The organism is Paenibacillus sp. P4_E11 (assembly GCF_056401635.1).
In genome coordinates, this window is record NZ_JBFUIX010000019.1 from 1 (window position 1) to 25,774 (window position 25,774).

The 25,774-nt window shown below is 51.2% G+C and carries 21 protein-coding genes and 1 pseudogene; 15 read left to right on the top strand and 7 right to left on the bottom strand.

Going from position 1 to position 25,774, the window contains the following annotated elements:
* Positions 1–26 precede the first annotated feature (26 nt).
* Positions 27–779: an alpha/beta hydrolase gene (locus tag AC1DWB_RS09950; RefSeq protein ID WP_477540964.1), complete on the top strand. Its 753-nt coding sequence runs from the start codon at positions 27–29 to the stop codon at positions 777–779.
* Positions 780–872: 93 nt separating this feature from the next.
* On the opposite strand, the gene AC1DWB_RS09955 is transcribed toward AC1DWB_RS09950, so the two are convergent.
* Entirely contained in the window at positions 873–1,034 is a 162-nt protein-coding gene (locus AC1DWB_RS09955) for a hypothetical protein (protein WP_477540898.1), read from the bottom strand.
* Positions 1,035–1,147: 113 nt separating this feature from the next.
* Here AC1DWB_RS09955 and AC1DWB_RS09960 point away from each other — a divergent pair, with 113 nt between their 5' ends.
* On the top strand, positions 1,148–1,987 hold the full coding sequence (locus AC1DWB_RS09960; RefSeq protein WP_477540899.1) for a DegV family protein: 840 nt from the start codon (positions 1,148–1,150) through the stop codon (positions 1,985–1,987).
* A gap of 52 nt (positions 1,988–2,039) precedes the next feature.
* Positions 2,040–3,104: a M42 family metallopeptidase gene (locus AC1DWB_RS09965; RefSeq protein WP_477540900.1), complete on the top strand. Its 1,065-nt coding sequence runs from the start codon at positions 2,040–2,042 to the stop codon at positions 3,102–3,104.
* A 451-nt stretch (positions 3,105–3,555) separates the two neighbouring features.
* Here AC1DWB_RS09965 and AC1DWB_RS09970 read toward each other — a convergent pair whose 3' ends face one another.
* Both AC1DWB_RS09970 and AC1DWB_RS09975 read right to left on the bottom strand, forming a co-directional pair.
* Positions 3,556–4,101 (bottom strand): dihydrofolate reductase family protein, encoded by a 546-nt coding sequence (locus AC1DWB_RS09970; protein WP_477540901.1) that lies wholly within the window; start codon positions 4,099–4,101, stop codon positions 3,556–3,558.
* Positions 4,102–4,408: 307 nt separating this feature from the next.
* Positions 4,409–5,316: pseudogene (locus AC1DWB_RS09975) on the bottom strand (IS1595 family transposase).
* Positions 5,317–6,039: 723 nt separating this feature from the next.
* Here AC1DWB_RS09975 and AC1DWB_RS09980 point away from each other — a divergent pair.
* The 5 genes from AC1DWB_RS09980 to AC1DWB_RS10000 all read left to right on the top strand — a co-directional run bounded on the left by AC1DWB_RS09980 (position 6,040) and on the right by AC1DWB_RS10000 (position 12,087).
* Positions 6,040–6,819, top strand: a complete 780-nt coding sequence (locus tag AC1DWB_RS09980) for a response regulator transcription factor (protein WP_477540902.1) — start codon at positions 6,040–6,042, stop codon at positions 6,817–6,819.
* Entirely contained in the window at positions 6,816–8,636 is a 1,821-nt protein-coding gene (locus AC1DWB_RS09985) for a sensor histidine kinase (protein WP_477540903.1), read from the top strand. The genes AC1DWB_RS09980 and AC1DWB_RS09985 overlap by 4 nt, the downstream gene beginning before the upstream one ends.
* 109 nt (positions 8,637–8,745) lie before the next feature.
* Positions 8,746–9,660, top strand: coding sequence for an ABC transporter permease (locus AC1DWB_RS09990; RefSeq protein ID WP_477540904.1), 915 nt, complete (start codon positions 8,746–8,748; stop codon positions 9,658–9,660).
* 22 nt (positions 9,661–9,682) lie between these two features.
* Positions 9,683–10,555, top strand: coding sequence for a carbohydrate ABC transporter permease (locus tag AC1DWB_RS09995; RefSeq protein WP_477540905.1), 873 nt, complete (start codon positions 9,683–9,685; stop codon positions 10,553–10,555).
* A 29-nt stretch (positions 10,556–10,584) separates the two neighbouring features.
* Positions 10,585–12,087, top strand: a complete 1,503-nt coding sequence (locus tag AC1DWB_RS10000) for an extracellular solute-binding protein (protein WP_477540906.1) — start codon at positions 10,585–10,587, stop codon at positions 12,085–12,087.
* A gap of 94 nt (positions 12,088–12,181) precedes the next feature.
* Here the strand turns inward: AC1DWB_RS10000 and AC1DWB_RS10005 are convergent, their stop codons facing one another.
* Positions 12,182–13,366: a M20 family metallopeptidase gene (locus AC1DWB_RS10005; RefSeq protein WP_477540907.1), complete on the bottom strand. Its 1,185-nt coding sequence runs from the start codon at positions 13,364–13,366 to the stop codon at positions 12,182–12,184.
* A gap of 172 nt (positions 13,367–13,538) precedes the next feature.
* On the opposite strand from AC1DWB_RS10005, the gene AC1DWB_RS10010 reads away from it, so the two are divergent.
* Entirely contained in the window at positions 13,539–14,195 is a 657-nt protein-coding gene (locus AC1DWB_RS10010) for a GDSL-type esterase/lipase family protein (RefSeq protein WP_477540908.1), read from the top strand.
* A gap of 14 nt (positions 14,196–14,209) precedes the next feature.
* Here AC1DWB_RS10010 and AC1DWB_RS10015 read toward each other — a convergent pair whose 3' ends face one another.
* From AC1DWB_RS10015 to AC1DWB_RS10025, 3 genes are read right to left on the bottom strand one after another with little or no spacing between them, the layout of a single operon-like run.
* A complete protein-coding gene (locus tag AC1DWB_RS10015) occupies positions 14,210–15,241 on the bottom strand; it encodes an electron transfer flavoprotein subunit alpha/FixB family protein (protein ID WP_477540909.1) in 1,032 nt (343 codons plus the stop codon).
* A gap of 34 nt (positions 15,242–15,275) precedes the next feature.
* Positions 15,276–16,058: an electron transfer flavoprotein subunit beta/FixA family protein gene (locus AC1DWB_RS10020; protein WP_477540910.1), complete on the bottom strand. Its 783-nt coding sequence runs from the start codon at positions 16,056–16,058 to the stop codon at positions 15,276–15,278.
* A 24-nt stretch (positions 16,059–16,082) separates the two neighbouring features.
* Positions 16,083–16,667 carry a TetR/AcrR family transcriptional regulator gene (locus AC1DWB_RS10025; protein WP_477540911.1) on the bottom strand — a complete coding sequence of 195 codons (585 nt, stop codon included), beginning with the start codon at positions 16,665–16,667 and terminating at the stop codon, positions 16,083–16,085.
* Positions 16,668–16,812: 145 nt separating this feature from the next.
* Between AC1DWB_RS10025 and AC1DWB_RS10030 the strand changes: the two genes are divergently transcribed.
* From AC1DWB_RS10030 to AC1DWB_RS10055, 6 genes are all read left to right on the top strand, one after another.
* Positions 16,813–18,978, top strand: a complete 2,166-nt coding sequence (locus AC1DWB_RS10030; protein ID WP_477540912.1) for a (Fe-S)-binding protein — start codon at positions 16,813–16,815, stop codon at positions 18,976–18,978.
* Between the two features lie 248 nt (positions 18,979–19,226).
* Positions 19,227–21,653: a 3-hydroxyacyl-CoA dehydrogenase/enoyl-CoA hydratase family protein gene (locus AC1DWB_RS10035; protein WP_477540913.1), complete on the top strand. Its 2,427-nt coding sequence runs from the start codon at positions 19,227–19,229 to the stop codon at positions 21,651–21,653.
* A 46-nt stretch (positions 21,654–21,699) separates the two neighbouring features.
* Positions 21,700–22,890 (top strand): acetyl-CoA C-acyltransferase, encoded by a 1,191-nt coding sequence (locus AC1DWB_RS10040; RefSeq protein ID WP_477540914.1) that lies wholly within the window; start codon positions 21,700–21,702, stop codon positions 22,888–22,890.
* Positions 22,891–22,920: 30 nt separating this feature from the next.
* Positions 22,921–24,696 carry an acyl-CoA dehydrogenase family protein gene (locus AC1DWB_RS10045; RefSeq protein WP_477540915.1) on the top strand — a complete coding sequence of 592 codons (1,776 nt, stop codon included), beginning with the start codon at positions 22,921–22,923 and terminating at the stop codon, positions 24,694–24,696.
* 63 nt (positions 24,697–24,759) lie between these two features.
* A complete protein-coding gene (locus tag AC1DWB_RS10050; RefSeq protein ID WP_477540916.1) occupies positions 24,760–25,203 on the top strand; it encodes a PaaI family thioesterase in 444 nt (147 codons plus the stop codon).
* Positions 25,204–25,272: 69 nt separating this feature from the next.
* Positions 25,273–25,764, top strand: coding sequence for a hypothetical protein (locus tag AC1DWB_RS10055; protein ID WP_477540917.1), 492 nt, complete (start codon positions 25,273–25,275; stop codon positions 25,762–25,764).
* The last annotated feature ends 10 nt before the right edge of the window (positions 25,765–25,774 follow it).

Genomic DNA, 25,774 nt, shown 5'->3' on the forward strand with positions numbered 1-25,774 from the left:
TAAGATTAGAAAGGACTGATTCCAAGATGGCGTTGTTGCATGTTCACTTTCCATCTGCTGCACTAGGTGTGCAAGCCTCCATGAATGTCATTCTTCCCGACCCCAAACCGGGCCAAGCTGACTACGAGTATCCAACATTAACTTTGCTGCATGGTCTATCGGACGATCATACTACATGGGTTCGTCGAACGTCGATTGAACGTTATGCATCAGCCTACAACATAGCAATCGTAATGCCGGCTGTGAATCGCAGCTTTTATACGGATATGGCCTATGGTGCTGCGTACTGGACGTTCGTGAGCGAGGAGCTTCCACGTGCGGCCCGTTCGTACTTCCGATTATCGGATAAGAGGGAGGATAACTTCGCGGCGGGACTTTCCATGGGCGGGTATGGCGCATTCAAGCTGGCGCTTCGTTGTCCGGAACGTTATGCGGCGGCGGCCAGTTTATCTGGGGCGTTGGACATCGCAGCCCGGCAGGAGCGATTTCAACAAGATTTCACGAACATATTCGGAGAAGGCGCAACGATCTCTGGGAGTGAACATGACTTATTCCAGTTAGCCTCGAATGTCAGCGCCTCTGACGGTCCGAAGCCTCTGTTGTTTCAAGCCTGCGGGACAGAAGATTTCTTGTATGAGGACAATCAGCAATTTTTGAATCATGCGCGGGCAGTTGGGTTAGGTGTGGACTATGAGGAAGGGCCCGGGGCCCATGAATGGGGCTATTGGGATATGACCATTCAACGAGTGTTGCAGTGGCTGCCGATTCGCAAGCGGTAGTAGTGTAGGCTGATTGGGCGAACATTAGTACTCTGTAAAAGAATTGAGGTTCTTCTACAAAGTACTAGTGTTCTTCTTTATGCGTAGTACGTGTTACTGCACACCATCTTCGAGGATTTCATCCAAATCTTCCTCATCACGTTTTTCCCCTAACGATTGTTGCATATCGGTCGAGAACTCGCTGCGATATTGATCGATACGCGATGGATGTCCTGTCACTCCATCATTATCGGGGCGGTTGTTTCTACCTGTCATGTATTCTCACCTCCATCTCTTTATAGCGGTTTCCATTAACTTGCTGAAACATACATGCGGATGTCCCGTATTGATAGTGCAGACCTAAATTCGACAGAAGAGAGTGGGACCGGATGTCCATACAGATTATTACTGACAGCAGTGCTGATCTTCCGTCCAGTATCCTAACCGCATTGAACATCCTAGTGGTTCCGTTATCTGTACATTTCGATGAGGAGCTAATGGAGCCGGATATGACTCCTCAGCATTTTTACGAGAAAATGAGAGACAATAAGACGCTGCCCAAGACTGCAAGTCCTTCACCGCATGATTTTTATGAAAAAGTAATGCAAGCCGATCCTGAGGCAGACATCTTAATCGTAACGATATCAACACCCTTAAGCAGCACGTACCAGCATGCCCTTTGTGCTAAGCAAATGCTGTTGGAGGAAGGATTTTCACGTAAAATTGAAGTTGTCGATTCCAAGACTGCCTCGATGGGACTAGGACTTACGGTTATTAAAGCGGCCAAAGCCATTCGCGAAGGAATCGAGTTTGAACAGTTGGTCGATTCGGTGCAGAGGTGGTCTAGCGATACACGTACTTATTTTTTCCTGGAAACGCTTGAAAATGTCATCAAGGGCGGGCGTCTAGACCGCGTTAGAGGGACGGTAGCATCTTTGCTGAACATTAAGCTGCTAATGAAAGCGAATGAAGAGGGTGGATTAGAAGTGCTGGAGAAAGTAAGAGGCTCCAAAGCTGCCCTTCAGCGACTCGTGGACAAAGTAGTGGAGGATGCCAAAGTGAACAAAGGTCGAATTCTCGCCATAGCTCACAGCAATTGCGAGAAGAAAGCCCAAGAGTTGATCGAACGCATCCGGCACGCAACTGGTCTCGACGAGTACATCGTATCGGATATGGGGCCCGTTATCGGCACGTACGCGGGTGAAGGCGGCATTATGGTTGCCTATTAGGAATTATTAAATCAACTCGATGCATCACATTAATCCGAAGGAGCTTGTACCCATGAATACTCCGTTACAGCCTGCCCTGAATCGGGCCTATATGCTTGAACTGCTGGAACGCCTGCTGCTTACGCCGAGTCCCAGTGGATATTGCATGGATATCATGAAGATCATTCAGGAAGAAGCCGGCAAACTTGGCTTTCCGATTGAGCTCACGCCTAAGGGCAATGGGATCATTACTATTACAGGACTTGAAGTTGGTAATGGAAACGAAGGTACGATCGGACTCTCTGCACATGTCGACACACTTGGCGCCATGGTACGATCGATCAAATCGAACGGCATGATCCGATTCACGCCTATTGGCGGTTATGCGATGCAGACAGTGGAAGGCGAATATTGCACGGTGCATACTAGAGGCGGCGCCAAGTTCGAGGGCACGGTGTTGTCAACGAAGCCATCCGTCCACGTGTATGCGGACGCTCGCGATTGGAAGCGGGAAGAAGCGAATATGGAAATACGGATCGACGAAGTAGTCAACTCGAAGGAAGCGGTCCTGGAGCTGGGCATTTCCGTGGGCGACTTCATCTCCTGGGATCCACGAACACGGATACTGCCCAACGGCTGGATCAAGTCACGCCACTTGGACGATAAAGCGAGCGTGGCTGCGCTGTTCGGCGTATTGGAATGGTTGAAACGTGAAGGGAAGACGCCGCGTCGCACTGTGAAACTGATCTTGTCCACGTATGAAGAAGTGGGACACGGCTCCTCCTACATTCCGCCCGACATCACGGAGATGATAGCGGTGGATATGGGTGCATTGGGCGATGATCTGTCGGCCACCGAACTGGATGTCTCGATATGCGCCAAAGACTCTTCCGGGCCGTACGATTATTCGATGACGTCCCGATTAATCGAGCTGGCTAAGCGGGAGAATCTCCGCTATGCCGTCGATATTTACCCGCAATATAGCTCGGATGCGACGGCAGCCTTACGGGGCGGCAGTAACATTCGCGCTGCGTTGATCGGTCCCGGTGTCCATGCCTCGCACGGCATGGAGCGAACACACGCGGATGCGGTTGAAGGTACCGCTGCTTTATTAGCGGCATATTTGATGGATGCATGAGATCGTAGGTTGTATTCGCTAGAAGCCTGACCTGTTATTACTAAGGTCAGGCTTTTTGTTAACATATAAGAATTTTGAATATCAAGTTAGCTCCGCTGCTAAACCTTTGCGGTCAGATCGCCGTAGGTGATGGTATCGGTGGAGATATAAGCAGGATTTTGACCGTATGGATGGAGGAGACCCAAGTGTCCCGCCTAAATTCGCATGTGAACAGTGTGGAGGAGAGATGTACCCGGAGTATTATAAAGGAGTGCATGGGTACAAATACAGTGTTTCGGATATCCTCCAAACTCAAAAGGACCGTCAGGGCGAACTTCCCTGACGGTTTTTCTTATCATGACCTATGCAGTTCAAGTCAGTAACTGGTAATTAGTCTTCAGTCCGTCAGCATCACGCCATGTTGCCGAAAGACGGTTTTCCCGCAAGCTCGTAGTTGATTTCCTGATCAATCTTATCTTTCCGGAAGATAAGTCAGAACAACGACGCCTGAACCGAATGTCTTTGTTTCCGCCAGTTTCAGCACTTTCTTATCGATCCCTTCTCCAAAGAGACRTTTTCCGTTTCCAAGCACAACTGGGAAAACCATGAGCCGATATTCGTCGATGAGGTCAAGCTGCATCAGCGTTTGAACGAGCGCGCAGCTGCCAAATACCAAGATATCCTTACCAGGCTGCTGCTTCAGCTTGGATATTTCCTCCGTGATATTGCCCTTGATCAGCGATGAATTGTTCCATTCCACTTTTTCCAGGGTTGTTGAAATCACGTGCTTGGGGTAACCGTTCATCATCCGGCCATATTCCCCTTCTTGCTCGATCATATTAGGCCAAGCCGCTGCAAAATTAACATACGTTTCGCGTCCAAGCAGAAGAGCGTCGCTTGCTTTCAGTTCATCGAACTTGAATTGCTTTGTTTCCTCACTACGGAATTGGATCGTCCACTGCGGATTCTCCATGACGCCATCCAGCGATACAAACTCAGATACAACTACTTTTCTCATTTTCATTCTCCTTTAGTTTTTTTCAATACTATCCGTCTGTCTGATGTTAGCGCGTGTAGTGCTGACATGTACCAGGTATTGTCGTCGGACGCAATAAACAAGCCTAGCATTAGTCCCCGACGATATGCCCAAATTATTTTTCTTCATTTCCACGACTTGGTTACTCCTTCCGCGCAGTTGCATTTTTCGTTGTTCACGAACTATATTTTAACATGAGACATGTGAACAGATTTCTCATGGATTGCGCAAAAAAAGATTGGATATTTAAACATTTCTTTCTTTTTTGAATATCAAGTTAGCACCGCTACTAAACCTTTGCGGTCAGATCGCCGTAGGTGATGGTATCGGTGGAGATACAAGCAGTTAGCAAACAGTTAAACATCTGACCTCCAAACTGCCGACGATTGGTTCGAAAGCAGAATTCATTCAAATAGGATTGCAGATGCTTGGAATCTAATCCGTGAAATGTGCCCCCAATAAAGGCTTTGGCGTTGGAAATCATCGTGTGCAGCCACTTCAAGTGATCAGGATTATCCTTTACATTGAACTTGATTGGTTGGTGGTCATACTCTTCAGCGAGTGCGTTATAAGACCGATATGCGTCGCTACTAATCGTTGAACCTGGCTCGATGTGCAGTTTCGCAAACTCAACAAGCGTCTTACCTTTCACGTCTGGAATCACTTGCATCTTGACGTATTGCGGTGCTCCTTGTTTATTGAGTGAAACCCCAACAAGCACTGGCGTTTGATCCGTGCCACGCCCACGTTTGCCGCCTTCTGTTGGCGCTCCGAAGAATGCGTCATCCAACTCAACCAAACCAGCCAGTTGGTAGTGGGCATCTCGATCACTCATTGCTTTGCGTATCTTGTGAAGCATCAACCATGCGGTTGGGTAGGAGATTTCCAACTCAAGCGCAAGAAAGACGGCGGAAACACCGCGTTTATCGTGCGCTACAAGGGAGATCGCCCAAAACCAGGTCAGCAGCGAGTATGCGATTTATGCATAATCGTGCCGGCAGTTACAGACGCCTGATGCTTGCAGCGCATGCATTGATACAGCTTTCGGCTTTCTAAAAAATAGAATGTACTGTGCCCGCATTTAGGGCAAGAGTAGCCGTTCGCCCATCGCATTTGGAACAGATGCTCGCGGTATGCATCATCAGAGTGAAACTTCTCTTGAAATCTCTTCAGTGTCATCACTTCTTGTTGAGCCATGTCAACCTCCCGAACATTCGTTTGTATTTAGTATATCAAACAAACGTTCGCGTTGGAAGAATTTGCTGAGGCAACTTGATATACAAAATAAGAATTTATAAGTTTTTGGGATTTATCCTCTTTCAACTGATATGRCCTGGGAGCAGGGAGTTCGATTATCTTGGCTGGGAAGGAGTCAGAAACGGTAGGTTGGATGGGTTAACTCGTCGATAGAATCGACTAACTCTCGGGAAAGAGGGAAGTTAAGCTCGAGTTAGTCGATAAAATCGACAAACAGCCTGAATGTTTCAAATTACTGATTCTGATTACAACATACTGGATGTCCTGTGATTACGTGGGATCGTCTTGGGACCGGTATTAGAAGATTCCACTTGGAAAAACTGGACGCGGAGCGTACGAAAAAAGTAACGTCTTGATCGATAGTAGCTCAAAAGAGGGGCAGGTAGAGGGAGTGGAGAAGCGAAGTGTCCGCCTTTGAAAGATTGTGCTACCCTTAACCCATTCCAATCCAAAGCACAAGATTTCAACAGCGGTCGTAACCCCTCTGCCTGCCCCTCCCCATGCGCCAAACTGAAAGCCACCACCAAGGACCCGGCCACTTGCGCTGGCCGAGTTTTTCTTATCCGCTCCAAGAAATAGGTTAAGGATTACTACAATCAACAATGAGATGTATAATAGAGTCAAAAAAAATGAAAGCGTTAACAGAACGGGGAGGGGTATTAGATGTTGAAGCTCATGATCGTCGAGGATGAGGAAATTATTCGTGAGGGGCTGCGAGAATGTCTGGATTGGAAGTACCTAGGGTGTGAGATCGTGGCTGAAGCGGAAGACGGTGCAGAAGCGCTGGAGAAGGCAAGACGGTGGAAGCCGGATATTATCCTGACTGATGTAGTAATGTCTGGGATGAACGGAATTGATTTCGTGACGAAGCTGAGGGAAGAAGAGTCAGAAGAAATGGCCAAAGTAGTAATGATCAGCGCCCACGAGAACGTCGGGTATATGAAAGCCGCTTTCAAGCTGGAAGCAATCGATTATTTGCTGAAGCCGTTCGATATTATGGAGCTGGAGCAAGTGATCCGGAAAGTCGTGGCACGGTGCGAAGAAGAGCGTGCATACTACAATATGGCGGATAAGAAGAATGAGCAGGATGAGAAGGCGGAAGGTCAGGTGGACATTACGTCCATGCGCAAAATCATACGAATGGTATTGGATGTCATCCAACGCCGCTTCACGGAAGATCTGACACTTCAGCAAATCGCCGATGAGGTGTACTTATCACCTAATTATTTGGCCGTGTTGTTCAAGAGAGAAACGGGAGATACCGTGAACGAATACGTAACGAGACTGCGAATCGAGAAGGCGAAGGAGCTGCTGCACGAACCTCACAGGCTTGTGGCCGACATCTCGGAAGCCGTGGGCTATAAGGACAGCACTTACTTCGCCAAGCTGTTCAAGAAAGCAACCGGTTCATCTCCGAAGGAATTCCGGGAGTATGCGCGATGAGGAATAGATGGTCAGCGCTTGTTGCCATCGATTCGAGGCTCCGTCTTAGTCATAAGCTGCTTATTTCCTATATCCTAGTCGTTCTCATTCCAGCGGTCTGCATCGGCTATCTCTCCTACAAGAGATCTTCGTCGACAATCGAGGAACAGACGAGCCGAGCCTACGGCGAAGCCTTGCGTCAAACGGCCGTCAATATCACTTACAGATTGAAGGAAATCGAGAATATATCCGAGCTGCTGTACACGAATGAGGAGCTTCAGAAGATACTGCGCCGCGCGGCCAGCGGACAAGCAACTAAGGAGCAAATCCTGGACGACTTCAAGAGCATCCAGACGACAATTAACAACCTCAAGAAAAGCCGTAACATTTATCGAATCCGTTTGTTCGTCGCCGGAGATCCCCTGTATGCCCAAGAGAGACAGAGCTTATTTCCTCTAACCAGTCTTGATGGTGATCCGATCGTGAATGAATTGCCGCAGCAGCGATTTCAGATGAAATGGCGCAATACGTATGAGAACGCTTATCTCGATACAGGCAATCACAAAGTGATTACCTTGTTTCGCAGCATTATGGATTTCGAGAACTTACGCTCTCCGCTCGGAATCGCAGCAATCGATATGGACGAGCGGATTTTTCAGGAAGTGTTTCAGGATATGAGCTGGACAGATGAGAACATGCTGTTCGTCTACCAGAATACTGACCTGATTGCTTCGTACCCTAATCCATCCATTCATATGCCGCAGACAGACTTCGGGCAGTACGCTAGCCAACTGCAGAAGCTGGGTACGAATGATACCGGTGTTGTTCGTGTGGGAGAGATCGAATATTTGACCGTTCTACGATCCGTGAAAGATATGGGATGGACGATTGCTTTGCTCACACCTATGAAGACCATTACAGGCAGCAGCGAATCAATCCGGTTTTTCACTTTCTTGCTGGTCGCCACCTTCACTTTCCTAGCTATCGTATTGTCCTTCATTTTGTCCAGACGCATTACAGGTCGGATTCGGACCTTGTCCGACTCCATGAGGCGAATCGAGCAAGGTCATTACGATACGTCTGTCGATGTTCAAGGGTATGATGAAATCTCGTTGCTCCAGAGAAGGTTCAACAAGATGTCGGTGGAGATCAAGAGTCTGATCGAGGAAGTGTATACGACCCAGATCAGTAAGCAGGAAGCGGAGTTGAAGGTACTGGGCGGGCAGATCAATTCACACTTCCTGTACAACACATTGGATACGATTAAGTGGATGGCGTTCAAATGGAATGCGTCCGATATTGTGAAAGTAGTCGATGCCTTGTCCAAGTTTTTCCGCTTCGGGCTGAACCGGGGGAAGGACATCATTACGGTCGAGAACGAACTGATGCATGTGCAGACATATATCGACATTCAGAATGTCAGGTTCAAAAATCTGATCAATTGCCACATTCAAGTGGATCCGGAGCTGTACAATTGTGAAATGATTAAGCTGGTGCTGCAGCCGTTAATAGAAAACTCGATCGTCCATGGTATCCACAATAAATCCGATAAGAAGGGCACGATACTCATTCAGGGCAGTTGCGATGAGACGTCCATACGTTTCCGAGTTATCGATGACGGGGTCGGGATGAGGGCTCAGCAAGCCGAGGGACTGCTCTCACGCGAAGGCCAGAGCTACGGTCTGCGGAATGTGAATCAGAGAATCCAGCTTTACTACGGTGCAGAATACGGACTATCTGTCTGGAGCCGTCTTGGGATCGGGACTTGCGTTACCGTAGTATTGGGCCGGAAAGTTGTACATGAGAGGAATGAAGGTGGAGTAGAGCAGACTGAGTAGAAATCCCCTGAAAATCGTTGTTTTCTCCAGTTCAACAGGAGGATATATTTTTGTAAGCTTATTTTGTAAGCGGAATCATATATCGGGGTATTTAAGGAGGGGTGGACAGGTGAAACGGGCGCGAAGATGGTGGAGCTACTCCAGAAGAGATTACGATTTGTACGTGATGCTTCTGCCGGCGCTCGCGGTGCTGCTAGTGTTCAAATATGTGCCRATTTACGGGGCGATCATTGCATTCAAGGATTACAACATTCTCAAGGGAATATGGGAGAGCGATTGGGTAGGGTTGGACCATTTCCGCGAGTTGTTCCAGTCCGACAAGTTTTACAGCGTATTTACTAATACGTTGCTGATCAATTTCTATAAGCTAGTGTTTCAATTTCCGCTGCCGATCATGCTTGCCCTAATGATTAATGAGGTTCGGAATGTAGCCTTCAAACGTATTAGCCAAAGTATTACGTATTTGCCTCATTTCTTGTCGTGGGTCGTGGTGAGCGCCATCTTCATCAATCTGCTTTCCCCGACAACTGGCATAATTGGCAGGTTGGCCAGTTGGCTGGACGGCAACACGATCATGTTCATGACGGATGAGCGATTCTTCCGCGCAATACTCGTCATCTCGGCAGCATGGCGAGAGAGCGGGTGGAGCTCCATTATTTATTTGGCTGCGATTCTGTCGATCGATACTCAGCTATATGAAGCAGCCAAGATAGACGGAGCTGGCAAGTTACGGCAAATATGGCACATCACGTTGCCCGGCATACGAAGCGTCATCGTGTTCATCATTATGCTAAGACTCGGTCACGCGCTTTCAAACGATATCGAGCAAGTTCTTATGTTCTACAGCCCTATGGTGTACAACGTCGGAGATGTGCTCGGCACCTATGTGTACCGGATAGGAATCGGACAGTTGAAGTACAGCTTCACGACAGCGGTAGGTTTGTTCCAATCTGTTATCGGCTTCATTCTGATCTTAATTGCCAATACGATCAGCAAAAAAATCGGAGAACGCGGTCTATGGTAGAAGCGATCAGAGAGGGGTTCGTATGGGCGGGTTAAGAACGAGAGGAGAGAAACTGTTCGCTGCTGTCAATTATAGTCTGTTAGCGGGTCTGATTCTGTTGTGTGTCATTCCATACATCAATATTGTCGCCAAATCGTTAAGCAACGAAGCAAGTGTATTGGCGGGTGACGTGTTTCTGTGGCCAATCGGGTTTGATGTAAAGGCATATGAGGTCATCTTGGGTAGTCGTCGTTTCTTGAATGCGTTTTCAGTATCGCTGTTTGTGACGATCGCAGGGACCGTATTGAACGTAATGCTTACCGTATTAGCCGGTTATGCGTTATCGAGGAAACGGTTGAAGGGCCAGAAACTGTTCATGTTCCTGTTCATCTTCACGATGCTGTTCAGCGGGGGGCTCATTCCGACATATCTGGTAGTCAAGCAGGTGGGATTACTCAATTCCATATGGGCCCTCATCATACCGGGACTCGTTTCCCCGTTCCAGATGATCATCATGCGCTTGTATTTCTACAACATACCGGACAGCATGGAAGAATCGGCCAAGATTGACGGAGCGTCTAACATCCGAATCTTACTCCTCATAATGATCCCGCTCTCGATGCCGGCCATTGCAACCATTTCGTTGTTCTATGCGGTGGAGTATTGGAACAGTTATTTTGATGCGTTGATGTACATCAGCAACCGAGATTTGTTTCCGTTGCAAGTGTATCTGCGCGACACATTAATCAATGCGAGTGATACGAATTTGAACAATATGGATTTGATGATGGATGTCGCCCAGGAATCCGTGAGAGGCGCAGCTGTAGTGGCCGCGACGTTGCCAATTCTGCTCGTGTATCCACTGCTGCAGCGTCATTTTGTAAAGGGAGTCATGCTCGGCGCAGTAAAAGAATGACATAGGGATGGGAAAAGAGGAGGACGCAAATGCGTACACGGTTCAAGGGGTTAAAGACAACAACCGCCACCATGATGGCGGTTCTGCTGGCGGTAGCTGCAGCGGGCTGCAGCAAGGGGGAGGAAGCCAGCAAGCCAGCTGCTTCGAACGAAGTGAAGGCCAAAGTACCGCTTAAGATTTATGTGCCTTCCAATGTGGAAGAGTTCCCGGCAGGCAAAACCGTCAATAACAATGAAATCAAATCGTTTGTTGAAGAAAAGACCGGCTATTCGCTGCAGTGGGACATCCAACCCAAGGAGAACGTCAAGGAGAAGCTGAACATCATGATGGCCTCCGGAGAAGCACCGGATCTGATTATGACGACGGACAAGACGATATTCGCCAACTTCGCACAGCAAGGGCTGCTTGCCCCGCTGGATTCGTACATCGATCAAGTCGCTCCCGAGATTAAGAAGCTGGTGCCGAATGATACGTGGAAAGCGGTAACGTTCGATGGCAAGAAGTATGCAATTGCCGTACCGCAGAACCAGGAAGCCACTTCAGGGCTGATTATGCGAAAGGATTGGCTGGATGCTCTGGGGCTGCAAGTTCCCAAGACACTGGAGGACTACTACCAGGTGCTTAAGGCGTTCAAGCAAGCCGGCAAAACGATCCCTCTCGTAGCCGGGGCGGCGGATGGTAACGGCAATGCGTTCGGTTATTTGGATGCGTTCGCGGGAGCATTCGGGCTCGCGGTTCCATATGCATTGAAGGATGGCAAGATCGTGCATACGCGGGCGGAACCGGAAGCCAAGGAGTTTCTAGCCTATATGAACAAGCTGTACAACGAAGGGCTGTTGGATAAGGAATATCCGGTTAACAAGAAGGCGAACGTGACCGAGAAGCTTGTCGGTGGTAAAGCAGCTATGACGACATTAGGCTGGGCTGACGCCAAGGGCATCACCGAATCGCTCATCCAGAAGGAGCCTAACGCCAAATTCGTCTATGTCGATCCGCCTGTTGGCAAGAATGGGATGTCAGGTGTATCCAAGAATTCTCCTGTTCGTACGTACCTGATGGTTCCTGCGAGCAGCAAGCACCCGAAGGAAGTCGTAGATTTCGTGAACAAATACATGAATCCGGAAGTACTGACTGTCGTTTCGTATGGCTGGGAAGGCAAACATTTCGAACGCAAGGACGGGGCAATTGTAGCTACGCCGGAAGCGGAGCAAATTCGTTACCGTATATATTACACACTCTGGGACACGTTGCAAGACTTCCAAAATCGAGTTAAGCTCAAGGGTTTCTCCACTTATTATGATCCGATTATCAAGCATGCTAAGGTAGAAAATATGCTGAGTCTCGCTCCACCTATTGATGTCATCGAGAAGAAGAACCAGGAGCTGACGGATTTGACCAATGAGTATTTTATCAAAATCATTACGGGTGCATTACCAATCGATGCCTACGACGACTACTTGAAGAAATGGAAGAGTATGGGTGGAACCGAGTCGGTAGACGCTATTAACAAGTGGTACACCTCGGTCAAGTGAAGTTAAATAACTAGGTAGAAGTAATGAAGCCGCCAACCGGTCGCATCTCCGGTTGGCGGCTCTTTTCTGTCATACTATGGAATCATCCGATCATCTAATGGGCGGACTGTATGAATTCATCTCGAATACGCTGCAACAATTCCGGATTCGATGCCGCTTCATAGGCGGTTGTTGCCAATGCCTGGGCCCCGAGTATCATACCCTGCATCGCACGATCAGTCATTGCCAAATCGCGGAACTCCTTCGAGTGCAGCAAATGGCGTTCGTCGATGATCTGCACATAAGGGTGTATAGCCGGACAGCGCCGGGATACGTTACCAAGATCGAGAGAGCCGTTATCTTGTCCGGTATGAATATCGTCAGGCTTGACACCGAGTTGGAGCAAATTGCTTGTGAATAGACCGGATAACGTCTCGTTCGTATTCAACTCATCGTAGGAATACTCATAGTTGGACGTTCGCAGCGTACAGCCGGTGGCCATAGCCGCTCCTTCTGCGCATCGCAACACCTTGCGTACGACTTCGTCAGTATGAGGGCGATTCGCGGAGCGAATATAGAAGTCAGCCGACGTATAGTCAGGGATGATGTTAGGGGCTTTGCCACCGTCGGTGATGACTCCGTGAATACGCACATGCTTGGCCATCTGCTGACGCAAGGCATTGATCGAGTTGAACAGCTGCAGCATGGCGTCCAGTGCATTGATCCCTTCATGCGGACTCGCCGCAGCATGGGCGGGTTTGCCGAAATATTCGAAACGGATCGCATCCATAGCGAGCGAGTCACCGGATTTCTCGTGTTGGTAATACGGGTGGGCCATCAAGGCGAAGTCGACGTCGTCGAACAATCCGGCGTCCGCCATCGGTACTTTGGCGCCCTTTGTTTCTTCTGCTGGCGTGCCGTATACGCGGATTTCTCCGCCAAGTTCGTCTGCGACGGCTTTCAATCCGACTGCGGCGAGCATGCTCATCGAGCAGATGATGTGGTGACCGCAAGCGTGTCCCAGTTCAGGTAGAGCGTCATACTCGCATAGGAAAGCGATAGTGGGTCCCGGCTTACCGGATGTATATGTGCCAAGAAACGATGTGGGGATGTCGAGAACGGCAGTCTGTACCTGAAAGCCTTGCTTGCGCAGTTCCGCGGTCAACTTGTCGAATGCCAAATATTCTTGATGCCCCAGCTCGGGATTGTTCCCGATAAACTGGGATATTTGTATGAAAGTATCGGCTTGATTGTTAATGCGGTTAATTATAATTTGTTTGTTCTCGTTGCTGTTGGACATCGGCCGCACTCCTCGCCATCTGGTATCGGATTCTTACTTCCTATTGTATACCAAACAGAAGTCATGAGCCACTTGTCCCGACGAGTAAACGATATAATTTGTCTGGACGAATGCCCAAATGTCGCGATCGTGAATAAACTATAGGAGACATAGCGACAGGGAGGATGGAGGCATGAAGCAGCAAGTGATGCATTATACGGCGATTGGAGATTCACTGACGGCCGGATATGGTGCTCCGTCAGATTATAGCTTTCCTGCCCGCTACCGGGCATTGGCAGAGCAAGCGATCGGTAAGAAGGTAGTGTTACATAATTACGGGAAGATCGGGGCGACCGCAGGTGAAATCTTGATTAAGATCAGGCAGGAAGCTGACGTTCGATCGTACTTGCAGAAGGCAGACATCATCTCGGTTACGGCAGGTGGGAACGATCTGATCCAGGCTGCGAAATCGTACTACAACGACCGGGACACAGCCATATTGAAGGCGGCGCTTGTCCAATATGCGGGCCATATGCGTCAGCTCATGAAGGAATTGAAGAAGCTGAAGATGAACAAAAACCGTCCCTATCTGATTCGGCTCATCGGCATCTACAATCCGCTGCCCGAGTTCAGTGAGACGGTATTCTGGATAAAGCGATTTAATTCCCATCTATACCGGCTGGAGAAGGATCATATCCGGGCTGTAGATGTGTATGAAGCCTTCGAGGGAAGAGGGGACGACTTGCTCTCCGATGACCGGTTCCACCCGAATGCCGATGGGTACAGGTTGATCGCAGAACAAACCCATAAGCTCGGTTATGGCTCACTGATGACCAAGACACCCCGGTAGTCTTTCCCGCTAGGCTAGGACTGCTTCAGCAGTTGCGTAAGTTTGGGTACGACTTCGAACAGATCGCCAATTATACCGTAATCGGCTATTTGGAATATGGGGGCTTCTGGATCTTTGTTGATCGCTACAATCATTTTCGAAGCGCTCATTCCAGCCAAGTGCTGAATCGCGCCGCTTATGCCGCAGGCGATATAGACGTCCGGTGTGACTACTTTACCGGTCTGACCAATTTGCAGCGCATAATCACAATACCCCGCATCGCACGCCCCCCGAGACGCCCCCACGGCGCCATTCAAGGTGTCGGCCAGATCGCCCAACGGTTTGAAGCCATCAGCGCTCTTCACGCCTCGACCGCCGGAGACGATTACGCTCGCTTCCGATAAGTCGGCGGCCCCAGTTGATTTCTGCTCCAAGTTAAGCAATCGGGTGCGAGGGGAAGCGATGGGTGTATAGGGGACAAGCACTAGCTGGTGTAAGGGTGCATGGTCGGGCGGGTTGATCGTTACGACTGATGTAACCGAATCACCCGGTTCAACCGAATCAACTGCAAAGTTATTCGGCCGGATTGTGACTACACTCGGTGTGGAGAGGAAGGAACGGGCTTCATAAGCTTTGCCGGCATAGATGGGCCGAATAAAGCGAATGTCCCCTTCCTTGTATTCGATTGCGACAACATCAGATAGTTGCCCTGCCTGCATATATTCTGCAATGACAGGGGCGGTATCTTTGCCGGCAGCAGTATGACCGAACCAGACGGAATCCGGCTGACTGACGTCGATCACGGTCTTGAGCGCCTGGGCATAACATTCTGTAGTCGGGTGATGCAAGCTTGCATCTAATATGGCGTATATCTGCTCAGCTCCTCCGGCTGCAAGCTCAGCTGCGGCGGTCTCAACATCCATGAGCTGATCTTCGCTCCCGGTGATGACCGCCATCACCTGGGATTGCTCGTCTGCACAACGACGGGCGGCACTTAGTGTCTCCAAGGCCACCTTGCGAAGCTTGCCGTCACGCAGCTCCGCTACGATTAACAATCGATTCCACATTCGGAATACACCTCAATTCTGGAGTGTGTTCATATTACGATTGTTGCGGTCTGGCATGTTGCCGCAGTAGATTCGCGAGCTGGCGAATTTGCTCGTCAGGCTCGCCGCGCAATATAGTACCTTCCTTCCTCGCAGGAGGCAGAGTGATCGTATGGACAAGAGTGGGAGCCATCCATCGAGCAGCCTCATTCCCAAGCTCTGCGGTACTCATCACGCGGAACGGCTTCTTCTTCGCCTTCATAATTCCCGGCAGCGACGGGTATCGCGGCTCATTCAAGCCTTGTTGGGCCGTAAACAGAGCTGGAAGACGGACCTCAATGGTCTCTGTTACGCCTTCCACATCGCGATGGGCAATCGCGGTAAGTGAAGAACCGGGTGTGATCTCGAGCTTCGTCACCGCCGACACATGCGGCCATCCGAGCCGAGCCGCCACGCGGATAGCGACCTGACCTGCGGCTTGATCGACGGAGAAGTAACCGCCGAGTATCAGATCAGGCGGCTGAAGCTGGAGACAAGCGCTCAACAGAGCAGCGATGACGGCTTCATCGCAAGCTGTCTCAGGCGGCTCGATGCGGATCGCCTCGTCCGCGCCCATCGCGAGTGCCGTGCGCAGTGCTTCGCCTGTCCGCTCCGGCCCAACGGATAGGACCGTCACAAGGCCCCCGTGTTGGTCACGTAGACGGATCGCCTCTTCAATGGCATATTCATCATAGGGGTTGATGATGAATTTGACACCTTCTTCATCGATCGCGCCATCCTTCAGCTTGAGCTTCTCCTCCGTATCGAAAGTCATTTTCAACAACACCGCAATGTTCATTTCCATTCTCCTTCGACAATGAGATTAACTTTGAATACCACGCAGAATGAAATCAACGGTCCCATCAACCTGAGCGGTAAGGGAATAGGGACGATCGGCGACTAGCCATGTGGTGACAACCTCATCCATCGCCCCGAACAGCAAGTGTCGAGTGAGCTTGACGTCTAGATCAGCGCGGAATTGCTGCTGCTCAACGCCTTGTCGCAACACTTGTTCTATCAATCGGATATACGGCTTCACCGCATGACCAATCTCTCGGCGCAGCTCAAGATTGCTTTGCCTTAGTTCAATCTGGGTGACTTTGGCCAAGTCCCGATTACGCTCCAGCTCGGAATAATGGATGGTGCATATGGTGCGGATGGCGTCCCGCGGGTGGTCCGACTGCATGACGCTTTCCTTGAATTTATCCACCAATTGTCCGAGTTTGGCGCGAAACAGGCAGACGAGAATGTCCTCCTTGCTTTTGAAATACAAATAGATCGTTCCGTCCGCCACGCCTGCCGATTTGGCAATCCTCGACACTTGCGAGCRGTGAAACCCGAACTCGGCGAACACTTTCAATGCGGCTTCAAGAATGAGCTCGGATTTGTCCTTGATTTTTCCAGTCATGGGACCACCCTTACACTTCATAAATTTCTAATACGATGAATGAGTGCTCATTCAGTCGTTTACGGTTTCATTGTATGACCTGAGGAAGCGGAATAGATCAATTGACACAGGATTCGATGATCGCATTCGGGAGGAGGCGACGACAATGCTCTGGGAGTGGTTGAACGGGCTGTTGTTTCTTGGAGTGACGGGAATAGCGGTTGCGTGGTTCGCGAAAGCAGTTTATCACCGGGTGTTGTACATGCGATTGGGACGATCTACAGGAGGCACAAGCCCAGATTCCACAACCGCCACAACCGCCTCAACAGACTGGATTCAGCAAATTCTCGGCCACCGGAAGCTGTTGCACGATTGGCGAAGCGGAACGATGCATCTTTTACTATTTTACGGCTTCTTAATGTTGCAGCTCGGGGCACTGGATATGATCTGGAAAGGTCTATTCGGCAGCAGTTTGCCATTTCCTTGGTATCGATGGTTCTTATTCGTTCAGGAAGTCGTTGTCTTTGTTGTCCTGCTCTCGATTGGATATGCGGCATACCGACGATATATCGAACAGTTGAAGCGTCTGAAGCGAGGCTGGAAGCCGAGTCTAGTGCTTATCTGGATCGGATCGCTCATGCTGATGGTGGTGTTGACATCGGGATTCGACCGATTGCAGAGTGGCGAGCCTTGGATGGGAAGTTCACCATTGGCTTCATCAGTCGCCTGGATATTCGCAGGTGTATCGGATTCTGTTTCAACCGTTTTGTATGCGTTGGCATGGTGGCTGCATCTGCTAATTTTGCTTGGTTTTCTGGTGTATGTGCCGCAATCGAAGCATTTTCATCTGTTGACGGCTCCCTTTAATCTTTGGCTGAAAAAAAACAAACGTGGCGGACAGCTTCAGCCGATCGATCTGGAAGCGGAAGACGTCGAGACCTATGGTGTCGGCAAGGTTGAGGATTTCACGCGCGAACAGCTGCTCGATCTATACGCCTGCGTCGAGTGTGGGCGTTGCACGAACGTTTGCCCTGCTGCGTCGACAGGGAAATTGTTATCTCCCATGCATCTGATTGTGAAGCTGCGTGATCATCTGACAGAGAAGGGTGCGGCCATTACATCGCGCTCACCCTGGATGCCGTATATCGCTTTCGCAGGTGGAGGAGCTGATGCGGGAGGCCATCGATTTAGAGAGCTTGCATCTGAGAATGGCGCGATAGCCACGGAAACCGAGACCAGCTTGCTGGACATTGGACGGACGATGCAGCGGCAGAAGGAAGGATGGGCTCGTTCAGCCGGATTCGCAGCTACGGATGCCGCGTTGATTGGGGATGTGATCTCCGAGCAAGAGCTGTGGGCTTGCACGACATGCCGCAGTTGCGAGGAGCATTGCCCCGTCGGCAACGGCCACGTCGACAAGATCGTGGATATGCGCCGCCATCTGATGCTGATGGAAGGCAGCATGCCGGCAGATGGCCAACGGGCGATGCAGAACATCGAGCGTCAAGGCAACCCCTGGGGACTGAACCGACAAGATCGGGCCAAATGGATGGAGGGCTTGGATGAAGCCGAAAGGCTGCCCACCGTACGGGACAATCCGGCGTTCGACATCCTGCTGTTCGTCGGTTCGATGGGTTCCTACGATCGGCGCACCCAAAAGGTGATGCGTTCGCTCGTTAAGTTGTTGAAGGTAGCTGGAGTGAACGCAGCCGTGCTCGGCAATGAGGAGCGCAACTCAGGGGATACGCCGAGGCGTATGGGGAACGAGATGCTGTTCCAGCAGTTGTGCACGGACAACATCGCGACTTTTCTCAAATATGGTGTGAAGCAGATCGTCACCGCCTGTCCGCATACGTACAACGTGCTGAAGCATGAATACCCAATCTTCGGGTTGACAGCTGAAGTGCTGCACCACACGGAGCTGCTCGCTTCGTTACTGCGGGAGGGGCGATTGAAGGCGAGGCATCAGGTGACTGAGCGTGTCACATTCCACGATTCCTGCTACTTGGGCCGGTATAACGGGACCTACGAAGCACCGCGGGACATATTGCGTGCGATCCCTGGAATGGAAATAGTGGAGATGGCGATGTCGAGAGAACATGGTCTATGCTGTGGAGCTGGGGGTGGACGGATGTGGATGGAGGATGAGTCCGGTTCCAGGGTCAATGTTGCTAGAACGAATCAGGCACTTGCGCTGCAGCCAACCGTAATCGGAAGCGCTTGCCCTTATTGTCTAACGATGATGGAGGATGGGACGAAGCAACTGAATGCCGATGAACGGGTGAAGACGAAAGATGTTGCGGAGCTGCTGGCTGAATCGGTGATTGGATGAAAAGGCCGATTAACGCAACGCATGCTCCGAACAGAAGAAGGGTTCCGAACAGAAGAAGGGTTCCGACCGCTGTTGAAATCCCATCGCAGGATTAGATTTTAGTGGAGGCGATGGGATTTCAAAGGCGGACGCAAGCTTCTCCACTCCTTCTTCTGTCCTCCACCACTTCTTCTGTTCTCCGCACCAAACGCTAATCGACCCTTGTAAGTGAAGTAGGAGAAATATAGTGCAAATGAGGTGAATGCTCGATGAACAGCATCAACAAAGTTGCCGTCATAGGTTCAGGTGTGATGGGGGCCGGGATTGCCGCTCATATGGCGAATGCGGGATTAACATGCTTGTTGCTGGACGTACCACCTGACCGTCTGACTCCACTCGAAGCTGCCGCAGCGCTCACGCTCCAGGACCCTGTCGTTCGCAACAGGCTGGCTGTGGAATCGATCGCTAAGCTGAAGAAGACGAACCCGGCTCTCCTATACGTGGATAAGTTCGCCGAGCGGATTACAGCTGGGAACCTTGAGGATGATTTGGCGAAGCTGGCGGACATGGACTGGATTATTGAAGTCGTCGTGGAAAGACTCGATGTGAAACGGAGCGTGATGGCACGCATCGAAAGTGTATGGCGGCCAGGCACAATAGTCAGTACGAACACGTCGGGTATCTCCATCGATGCCATCGTCGAGGGGTGTACGGAGGAGTTCAGGGGACATTTTCTGGGCACGCATTTCTTCAACCCGCCCCGCTATATGCCGCTCCTCGAAGTCATTCCTGGTCGAAGTACGAAGCCAGAAGTTGTCGAGCGGATGGTCCGGTTTGCGGAGCAGACGTTAGGCAAGGGTGTGGTCGTGGCCAAAGACACCCCGAACTTCATCGCTAACCGCATCGGCACATATGGCCTCCTTGTTACTCTAGAGGAGATGCTTCGCGGAGGGTTCACCATAGAAGAAGCGGACGCAGTTACAGGACCAGCCATGGGGCGACCGAAGAGCGCCACGTTCCGTACGCTGGACCTGGTCGGGCTCGATACGTTTCTGCATGTGGCGGACAATGTGTATTCGCGGACGGAATCGGAAGAAGAGAAAGCTTCCTTCCAGGCTCCACCGGTCTTGAAGGAGATGGTCGCGCGAGGGTGGATCGGGGAGAAGGGTGGGCAAGGCTTTTACCGCAAAACAGTAAGCGCTGCAAGCAAACAAATCGTATCGCTTGATTTAGCGAAGCTGGAATATCGAGAGCAAACGGCTGGCAAGATTACTTCGCCTGCGCTGGAAGCTGCGAAGGCGGCCAAGGGAGCTGCCGCCAAGACGAAAGCCCTTCTGAGCGGGAACGACCGCTATGCGTTGTTGGCGTGGAACATTATGAAGCAAGTCTGGTTGTATGCAGCCGCCAAGCTGGGGGAAATCGCCGACACGATTCCGGACATCGATCAAGCGATGAAGTGGGGGTTCAATTGGGATTTGGGCCCGTTCGAAGCTTGGGATGCTGTGGGCTTGCCTGCAACCGTAGCCAGAATGGAACAAGAGGGCTTAACGATTCCTGGCTGGGTGCAGGACTGGATTCGAGCAGGTCATACGAGCTTTTATGAACAATCCTCGGAAGGCCGTTCATCTGTTGCAAGCGCATCAATTCCGACTTGGAGCTTCCGGGAACTAGAGGAAAGGCCAGAGCATATCTCGCTTAAGCAACTGAAGGCATCTAACCGAGTGGTGCTGCACAACGCAGGAGCGAGCCTGATTGATCTCGGAGACAATGTGGCCTGCCTGGAGTTCCACTCTCCGAGTAATGCGATCGGGGCCGACATCTTGACAATGATTGATAAAAGCGTCGATGAAGTTCGGCGTCATTTTCGCGGGTTGGTCATCGCTAACGAAGGGCGTAATTTCTGCGTCGGGGCGAACCTGATGCTGCTCTTGATGGAGGCGCAGGATGAGGCTTGGGACGAGGTCGACCGGATCATCCGCATGTTCCAGAATGCGATGATGAAGCTGAAGCGATTGGAGAAGCCAGTCGTGGCTGCACCACACCGTATGACGCTGGGCGGTGGAGTAGAGGCCTGCCTGCCTGCCGACCGGGTGTGCGCGTCCGCTGAGACTTACTATGGCCTGGTCGAGGTCGGTGTCGGACTCATTCCGGCTGGCGGCGGCTGCAAAGAGATGGCGCTGCGTGTTAGCGACGCCTGGCAGGCATGGAACGCACCGGAGCTGGACGTTCAACCGCTGCTGAACCGAGCGTTCGAGACGATCGGCATGGCGAAGGTATCAGGCAGTGCACATGACGCTATTCGTCTCGGCCTTATGAGGCCGACAGATCGAGTCGTCATGCAGCCGGAACGGCGCATCTATGAAGCGAAACAGGCAGTGCTGCAGTTTGACGCCGAAGGCTATCGCAAGAATTCGGAATCGAAGAGCATCCGGGTTGCGGGAGCCGGGGGCAAGGCCGTGCTGCAGTTGGGCGCTTATACGCTCCATCAGGGCAATTACATCAGCGATCATGATTACAAGATCGCGAACAAGCTTGCACATGTATTGGCAGGGGGAGATTTGCCATTCGGCACTATAGTAAGTGAAAGCTACATGCTCGACTTGGAACGTGAAGCGTTCTTGAGCTTGTGCGGCGAGCTTAAGACACAGCAGCGTATGCAGCACATGTTGTCGACCGGCAAGCCATTACGCAATTGAGAAGGAACGATGGAATCGTGTGTTAGACAAGGGAGGGAATCAGGTCATGCGTACCCACGAGGCCGTACTGGTATCGATGGCGAGAACCGCTGTCGGACGGGGAAGGAAAGGTTCGCTCGCAGATACGCGCGCGGAAGATCTGGGCAAGACCGTGCTTCAGGCGGTCATCGCTCGGACAGCCGGCTTCGCGATGGAAGACGTCGATGATGTGATCATCGGCTGTGCGATGCCGGAAGGTGAGCAGGGACTGAACTTCGCCCGCATCATGACGCTGTATGCGGGTTATCCTGTAACCGTGCCGGCGATTACGGTGAACCGCTTCTGCTCGTCTGGCCTGCAGGCGATCGCATTCGCGGCCGAACGTATTATGCTGGGGTTCGCAGATGCGATTGTTGCCGGTGGCGTGGAGAGCATGAGCCATGTGCCGATGACTGGCTTCAAGCTGGCGCCGCATCCCGGCATCGTGGAACAGATGCCCGAAGTGTATATCGGGATGGGCCACACGGCCGAGAATGTAGCGAAGCGCTACAGCATCAGCAGAGCGGATCAGGACCGCTATGCGCTAGCTTCCCATATGAAAGCGGCGGAAGCTGTGCGCGCCGGGCGCTTCGTCGATGAGATCGTCCCAGTACAGACGTTCCAGACGCGAATCATGTCCAACGGCAACGTCCAGCGCAAGCCTGGGCTGTTCGATACAGATGAGTGTGTTCGTGAGGACACGTCTCTCGAAGCATTGGCGAAGCTGGGTCCCTCGTTCGCGGCGAATGGGACAGTGACGGCAGGCAATGCCTCGCCGATCAGTGATGGGGCTGCCGCCTTGGTCGTAATGAGCCGTGAGGAAGCCGAACGGCGAGGTTTGCAGCCGCTCGCGGTGTTCCGGTCGTTCGCGCTTGCTGGTGTCGCGCCTGAAGTGATGGGCATCGGGCCCGTCGAAGCGATCCCGAAAGCACTACGAATGGCTGGATTGCAGCTCGAGGATATCGATCTGTTCGAAATCAATGAAGCATTCGCTTCTCAATGTATCGCGATCATCCGTCAGCTTGGACTATCGGAAGACCGGGTCAATGTGAATGGAGGTGCAATCGCGCTCGGTCATCCGCTTGGCTGCACCGGCGCCAAGCTGAGTATCTCGCTCATCCAGGAATTGCGTAGAAGAGGGGGTGGACGCGGTGTCGTCTCCATGTGCATCGGAGGCGGGATGGGGGCGGCAGCCGTTATTGAGGTGTTCCCTAACTAGGAAGTCCCAAGTGAAGGAGGTTCGAATCGGATGGCTAACCATGTAATTGGCGGAAGCTTCGTTCTGTCGGATACCGATCCACGAACGATCATGACGCCCGAAGACCTCACGGAAGAACAACGCATGATCGGCGAGACGACGGCCGATTTYGTCGAAGGGGAAGTGCTGCCGCACGACGAACAGATCGAGAAACTGGACTACGAGCTTACTGTGAAGTTGATGCGCCAGGCTGGGGAGCTCGGATTGCTGGGCGTTGATGTGCCGGAGGCGTTCGGAGGACTTGGCCTCGACAAGGTCAGCTCAACTGTGATCAGCGAGAAGCTGTCCAAAGCATCCTCATTCGCGCTGTCCGTCGGCGCACATGTCGGGATCGGCACATTGCCGATCGTATTCTTCGGTACACGCGACCAGAAGGAGCGTTATTTGCCCGATTTGGCGACTGGTGAGCGAATTGCGGCCTATTGCTTGACGGAGCCTTCATCGGGCTCTGACGCGCTGGGTGCCAAGACGACGGCTCGCCTATCCGCTGACGGAAATCACTATTTATTGAATGGGGCGAAGCAATATATTACGAACGCTGGCTTCGCCGACATCTTCATCGTGTATGCGAAGATAGACGGCCAGCACTTCACCGCGTTCATCGTGGAACGGTTGATGGAGGGTGTCAGCTTCGGTCCGGAAGAGAAGAAGATGGGGATCAAGGGTTCTTCCACGCGGMCGGTTATTCTGGACAACGTGCATGTCCCGGTCGGCAACATGTTGGGGGAGCAGGGGAAAGGTCATATCATAGCTTTTAATATACTGAACATTGGCCGTTTCAAGCTAGGCGCGGGTTGCTTGGGCGGGGCCAAAGAAGCACTCGCCCTAAGTGTCCGTTATGCCAATCAGCGCACACAGTTCGGCCAGCCAATCTCATCCTTCCCGCTAATCGCCCAGAAGATCGCCGAGATGAACATCGTAACATTCGTGTTGGAAAGTATGGTTTATCGTACCGCTGGTTTAGTCGATACTATACTTCAGAGCATCGACAATTCTGGGGAGCAAGCGGGGACTGAATCTGCCAAAGGCATTGCCGAGTATGCACTGGAATGCTCCATCATCAAGGTTTTCGGAACAGAAGCGCTTGATTTCATCGCTGATGAAGGCGTTCAAATCCACGGTGGTTACGGGTATATTCAAGACTACAAAATCGAGCGGATATACCGCGATTCCAGGATCAACCGCATCTTCGAAGGAACGAATGAAATCAACCGTATGCTCATCCCAGGTACCTTGCTCAAGAAAGCGCTCAAGGGCGAGCTGCCGCTGATGGAGCAAGCCGAGGCGCTGCAGGAGCAGCTCATCGCGTTCGTTCCGACACAGCAGTTTGAAGCGGATCTGGATAAGGAATCGTACTTGATCGACAATGCGAAGAAAATTTTTCTTATGGTCGGAGGGCTAGCGGTACAGAAATATGGAACGAAATTGGAAAAAGAGCAGGAGACACTTGCCTTGTTGGCCGACATGATGATTCAGATCTATGCGATGGAAAGCGCGCTGCTGCGTACCCGCAAGCTGCTTGCCGACCGCGGTGCCAGTAAGACAGAACTGCCTGTTGCTATGACCCGCAGCTTCGTACAAGAAGCGTTCACTCAGGTAGCCAGCTGGGCGGAAACGGTAATTGCTTCTATGCAAAGCGGCGATATGCAGCGCATTCAACTATCGATCTTGAAGAAGCTGACGCGCAGTACGCCTGAGAATACGATCCTGCTGAAACGCAACATTGCGTCCCGCGTTATACCCGCTGAGTGTTACACAATCGTGTGAATCCAGATTGGAAGATCCTCGTGCGGGAGCCATACATTGTAATGAAGTTGGAGGTTCCATCCGATGAACGAAGACAACAAGAATAGGAGCGACATTCGAGATATGGGGCTTACTAGTGATTTTATGCAACGGCTCCAACAACTAGCGAAGGGGACTTTCTGGGAGTTGCTCGGCTGCAGAGTGGAATCGGTAGAGCAAGGAATTGTGAAGGTTTCGTTGCACGTGGAAGACCACCATCTGAATACGATCGGTATTCTTCATGGTGGTGTTCATGCTTCCTTATTGGACAATACGATGGGCATTGCCGCTATGATGGCGAGGCCGGAAGAGAAGGTGGTCACGACGAATCTGAATTTACATTATTTGTCGCCGCTCTCCAAGGGAGTCGTTACGGTCACCGGCACGATCGTACACCAAACTCGCAAAATCATTACCACGCAAGGTGAAATTCATGATGAAGCCGGACGACTTGGCTCTTGGTGCAGTGCATCGTATCGTGTGCTATAACAGAATCCTCGCATTTAGACGCAACAAAATCCAGAAATATGGTAATATAGGTGGGAAAGGAGCATAACCATGCTTACAACTCCCACCTATTTCAACCGATCCATGCGTATCCTGTTAACGATTTTATTTGCAGCGGAATTAATTGCGGGCATTTACACCATGATTAACCTGAACAAGCACTACAATGGTGTCATGGACGTCGGCTTCCTGGTTACTTTACCGCTACTGGGAATCGTGACTTGTCTCACTTTTCGAAGGGCTACGCCCATCAGGGTCAAGTTGTTTTATGTCTACCAATTGCTGGTCTTCTTGTTAGTGCCGCTCATGGCATGGGGATTTTACCCGAAATACTCGTACGAGGAAGCAAGATCAGCCGTTATGGCCCAACTAAATGACTCGACCTCATATGAGTGGGACACAACTAGATCCGGGATCCTGTTAGAAGATTCAGGCAACTGGCTCATTAACAAAGCGTATTTGTTTCGACTCGTAGAGAATGGTGAAACCATCGAATATGTTGTCAGTCCAGTGAGTGGCAGAGCAATTAAGCTTGAGCCTTAACTCCACACAG

Excerpts from the sequence above, each read along its gene's own strand:
- AC1DWB_RS10000 (WP_477540906.1), top strand. The coding sequence starts at position 10,585 with ATGCGTACACGGTTCAAGGGGTTAAAGACAACAACCGCCACCATGATG.
- AC1DWB_RS09985 (WP_477540903.1), top strand. The coding sequence starts at position 6,816 with ATGAGGAATAGATGGTCAGCGCTTGTTGCCATCGATTCGAGGCTCCGT.
- AC1DWB_RS09960 (WP_477540899.1), top strand. The coding sequence starts at position 1,148 with ATGTCCATACAGATTATTACTGACAGCAGTGCTGATCTTCCGTCCAGT.
- AC1DWB_RS09950 (WP_477540964.1), top strand. The coding sequence starts at position 27 with ATGGCGTTGTTGCATGTTCACTTTCCATCTGCTGCACTAGGTGTGCAA.
- AC1DWB_RS09980 (WP_477540902.1), top strand. The coding sequence starts at position 6,040 with ATGTTGAAGCTCATGATCGTCGAGGATGAGGAAATTATTCGTGAGGGG.
- AC1DWB_RS10040 (WP_477540914.1), top strand. The coding sequence starts at position 21,700 with ATGCGTACCCACGAGGCCGTACTGGTATCGATGGCGAGAACCGCTGTC.
- AC1DWB_RS10050 (WP_477540916.1), top strand. The coding sequence starts at position 24,760 with ATGAACGAAGACAACAAGAATAGGAGCGACATTCGAGATATGGGGCTT.
- AC1DWB_RS10035 (WP_477540913.1), top strand. The coding sequence starts at position 19,227 with ATGAACAGCATCAACAAAGTTGCCGTCATAGGTTCAGGTGTGATGGGG.
- AC1DWB_RS10010 (WP_477540908.1), top strand. The coding sequence starts at position 13,539 with ATGAAGCAGCAAGTGATGCATTATACGGCGATTGGAGATTCACTGACG.
- AC1DWB_RS10055 (WP_477540917.1), top strand. The coding sequence starts at position 25,273 with ATGCTTACAACTCCCACCTATTTCAACCGATCCATGCGTATCCTGTTA.
- AC1DWB_RS10005 (WP_477540907.1), bottom strand. The coding sequence starts at position 13,366 with ATGTCCAACAGCAACGAGAACAAACAAATTATAATTAACCGCATTAAC.
- AC1DWB_RS09965 (WP_477540900.1), top strand. The coding sequence starts at position 2,040 with ATGAATACTCCGTTACAGCCTGCCCTGAATCGGGCCTATATGCTTGAA.
- AC1DWB_RS10015 (WP_477540909.1), bottom strand. The coding sequence starts at position 15,241 with ATGTGGAATCGATTGTTAATCGTAGCGGAGCTGCGTGACGGCAAGCTT.
- AC1DWB_RS10020 (WP_477540910.1), bottom strand. The coding sequence starts at position 16,058 with ATGAACATTGCGGTGTTGTTGAAAATGACTTTCGATACGGAGGAGAAG.
- AC1DWB_RS09995 (WP_477540905.1), top strand. The coding sequence starts at position 9,683 with ATGGGCGGGTTAAGAACGAGAGGAGAGAAACTGTTCGCTGCTGTCAAT.
- AC1DWB_RS10030 (WP_477540912.1), top strand. The coding sequence starts at position 16,813 with ATGCTCTGGGAGTGGTTGAACGGGCTGTTGTTTCTTGGAGTGACGGGA.
- AC1DWB_RS09955 (WP_477540898.1), bottom strand. The coding sequence starts at position 1,034 with ATGACAGGTAGAAACAACCGCCCCGATAATGATGGAGTGACAGGACAT.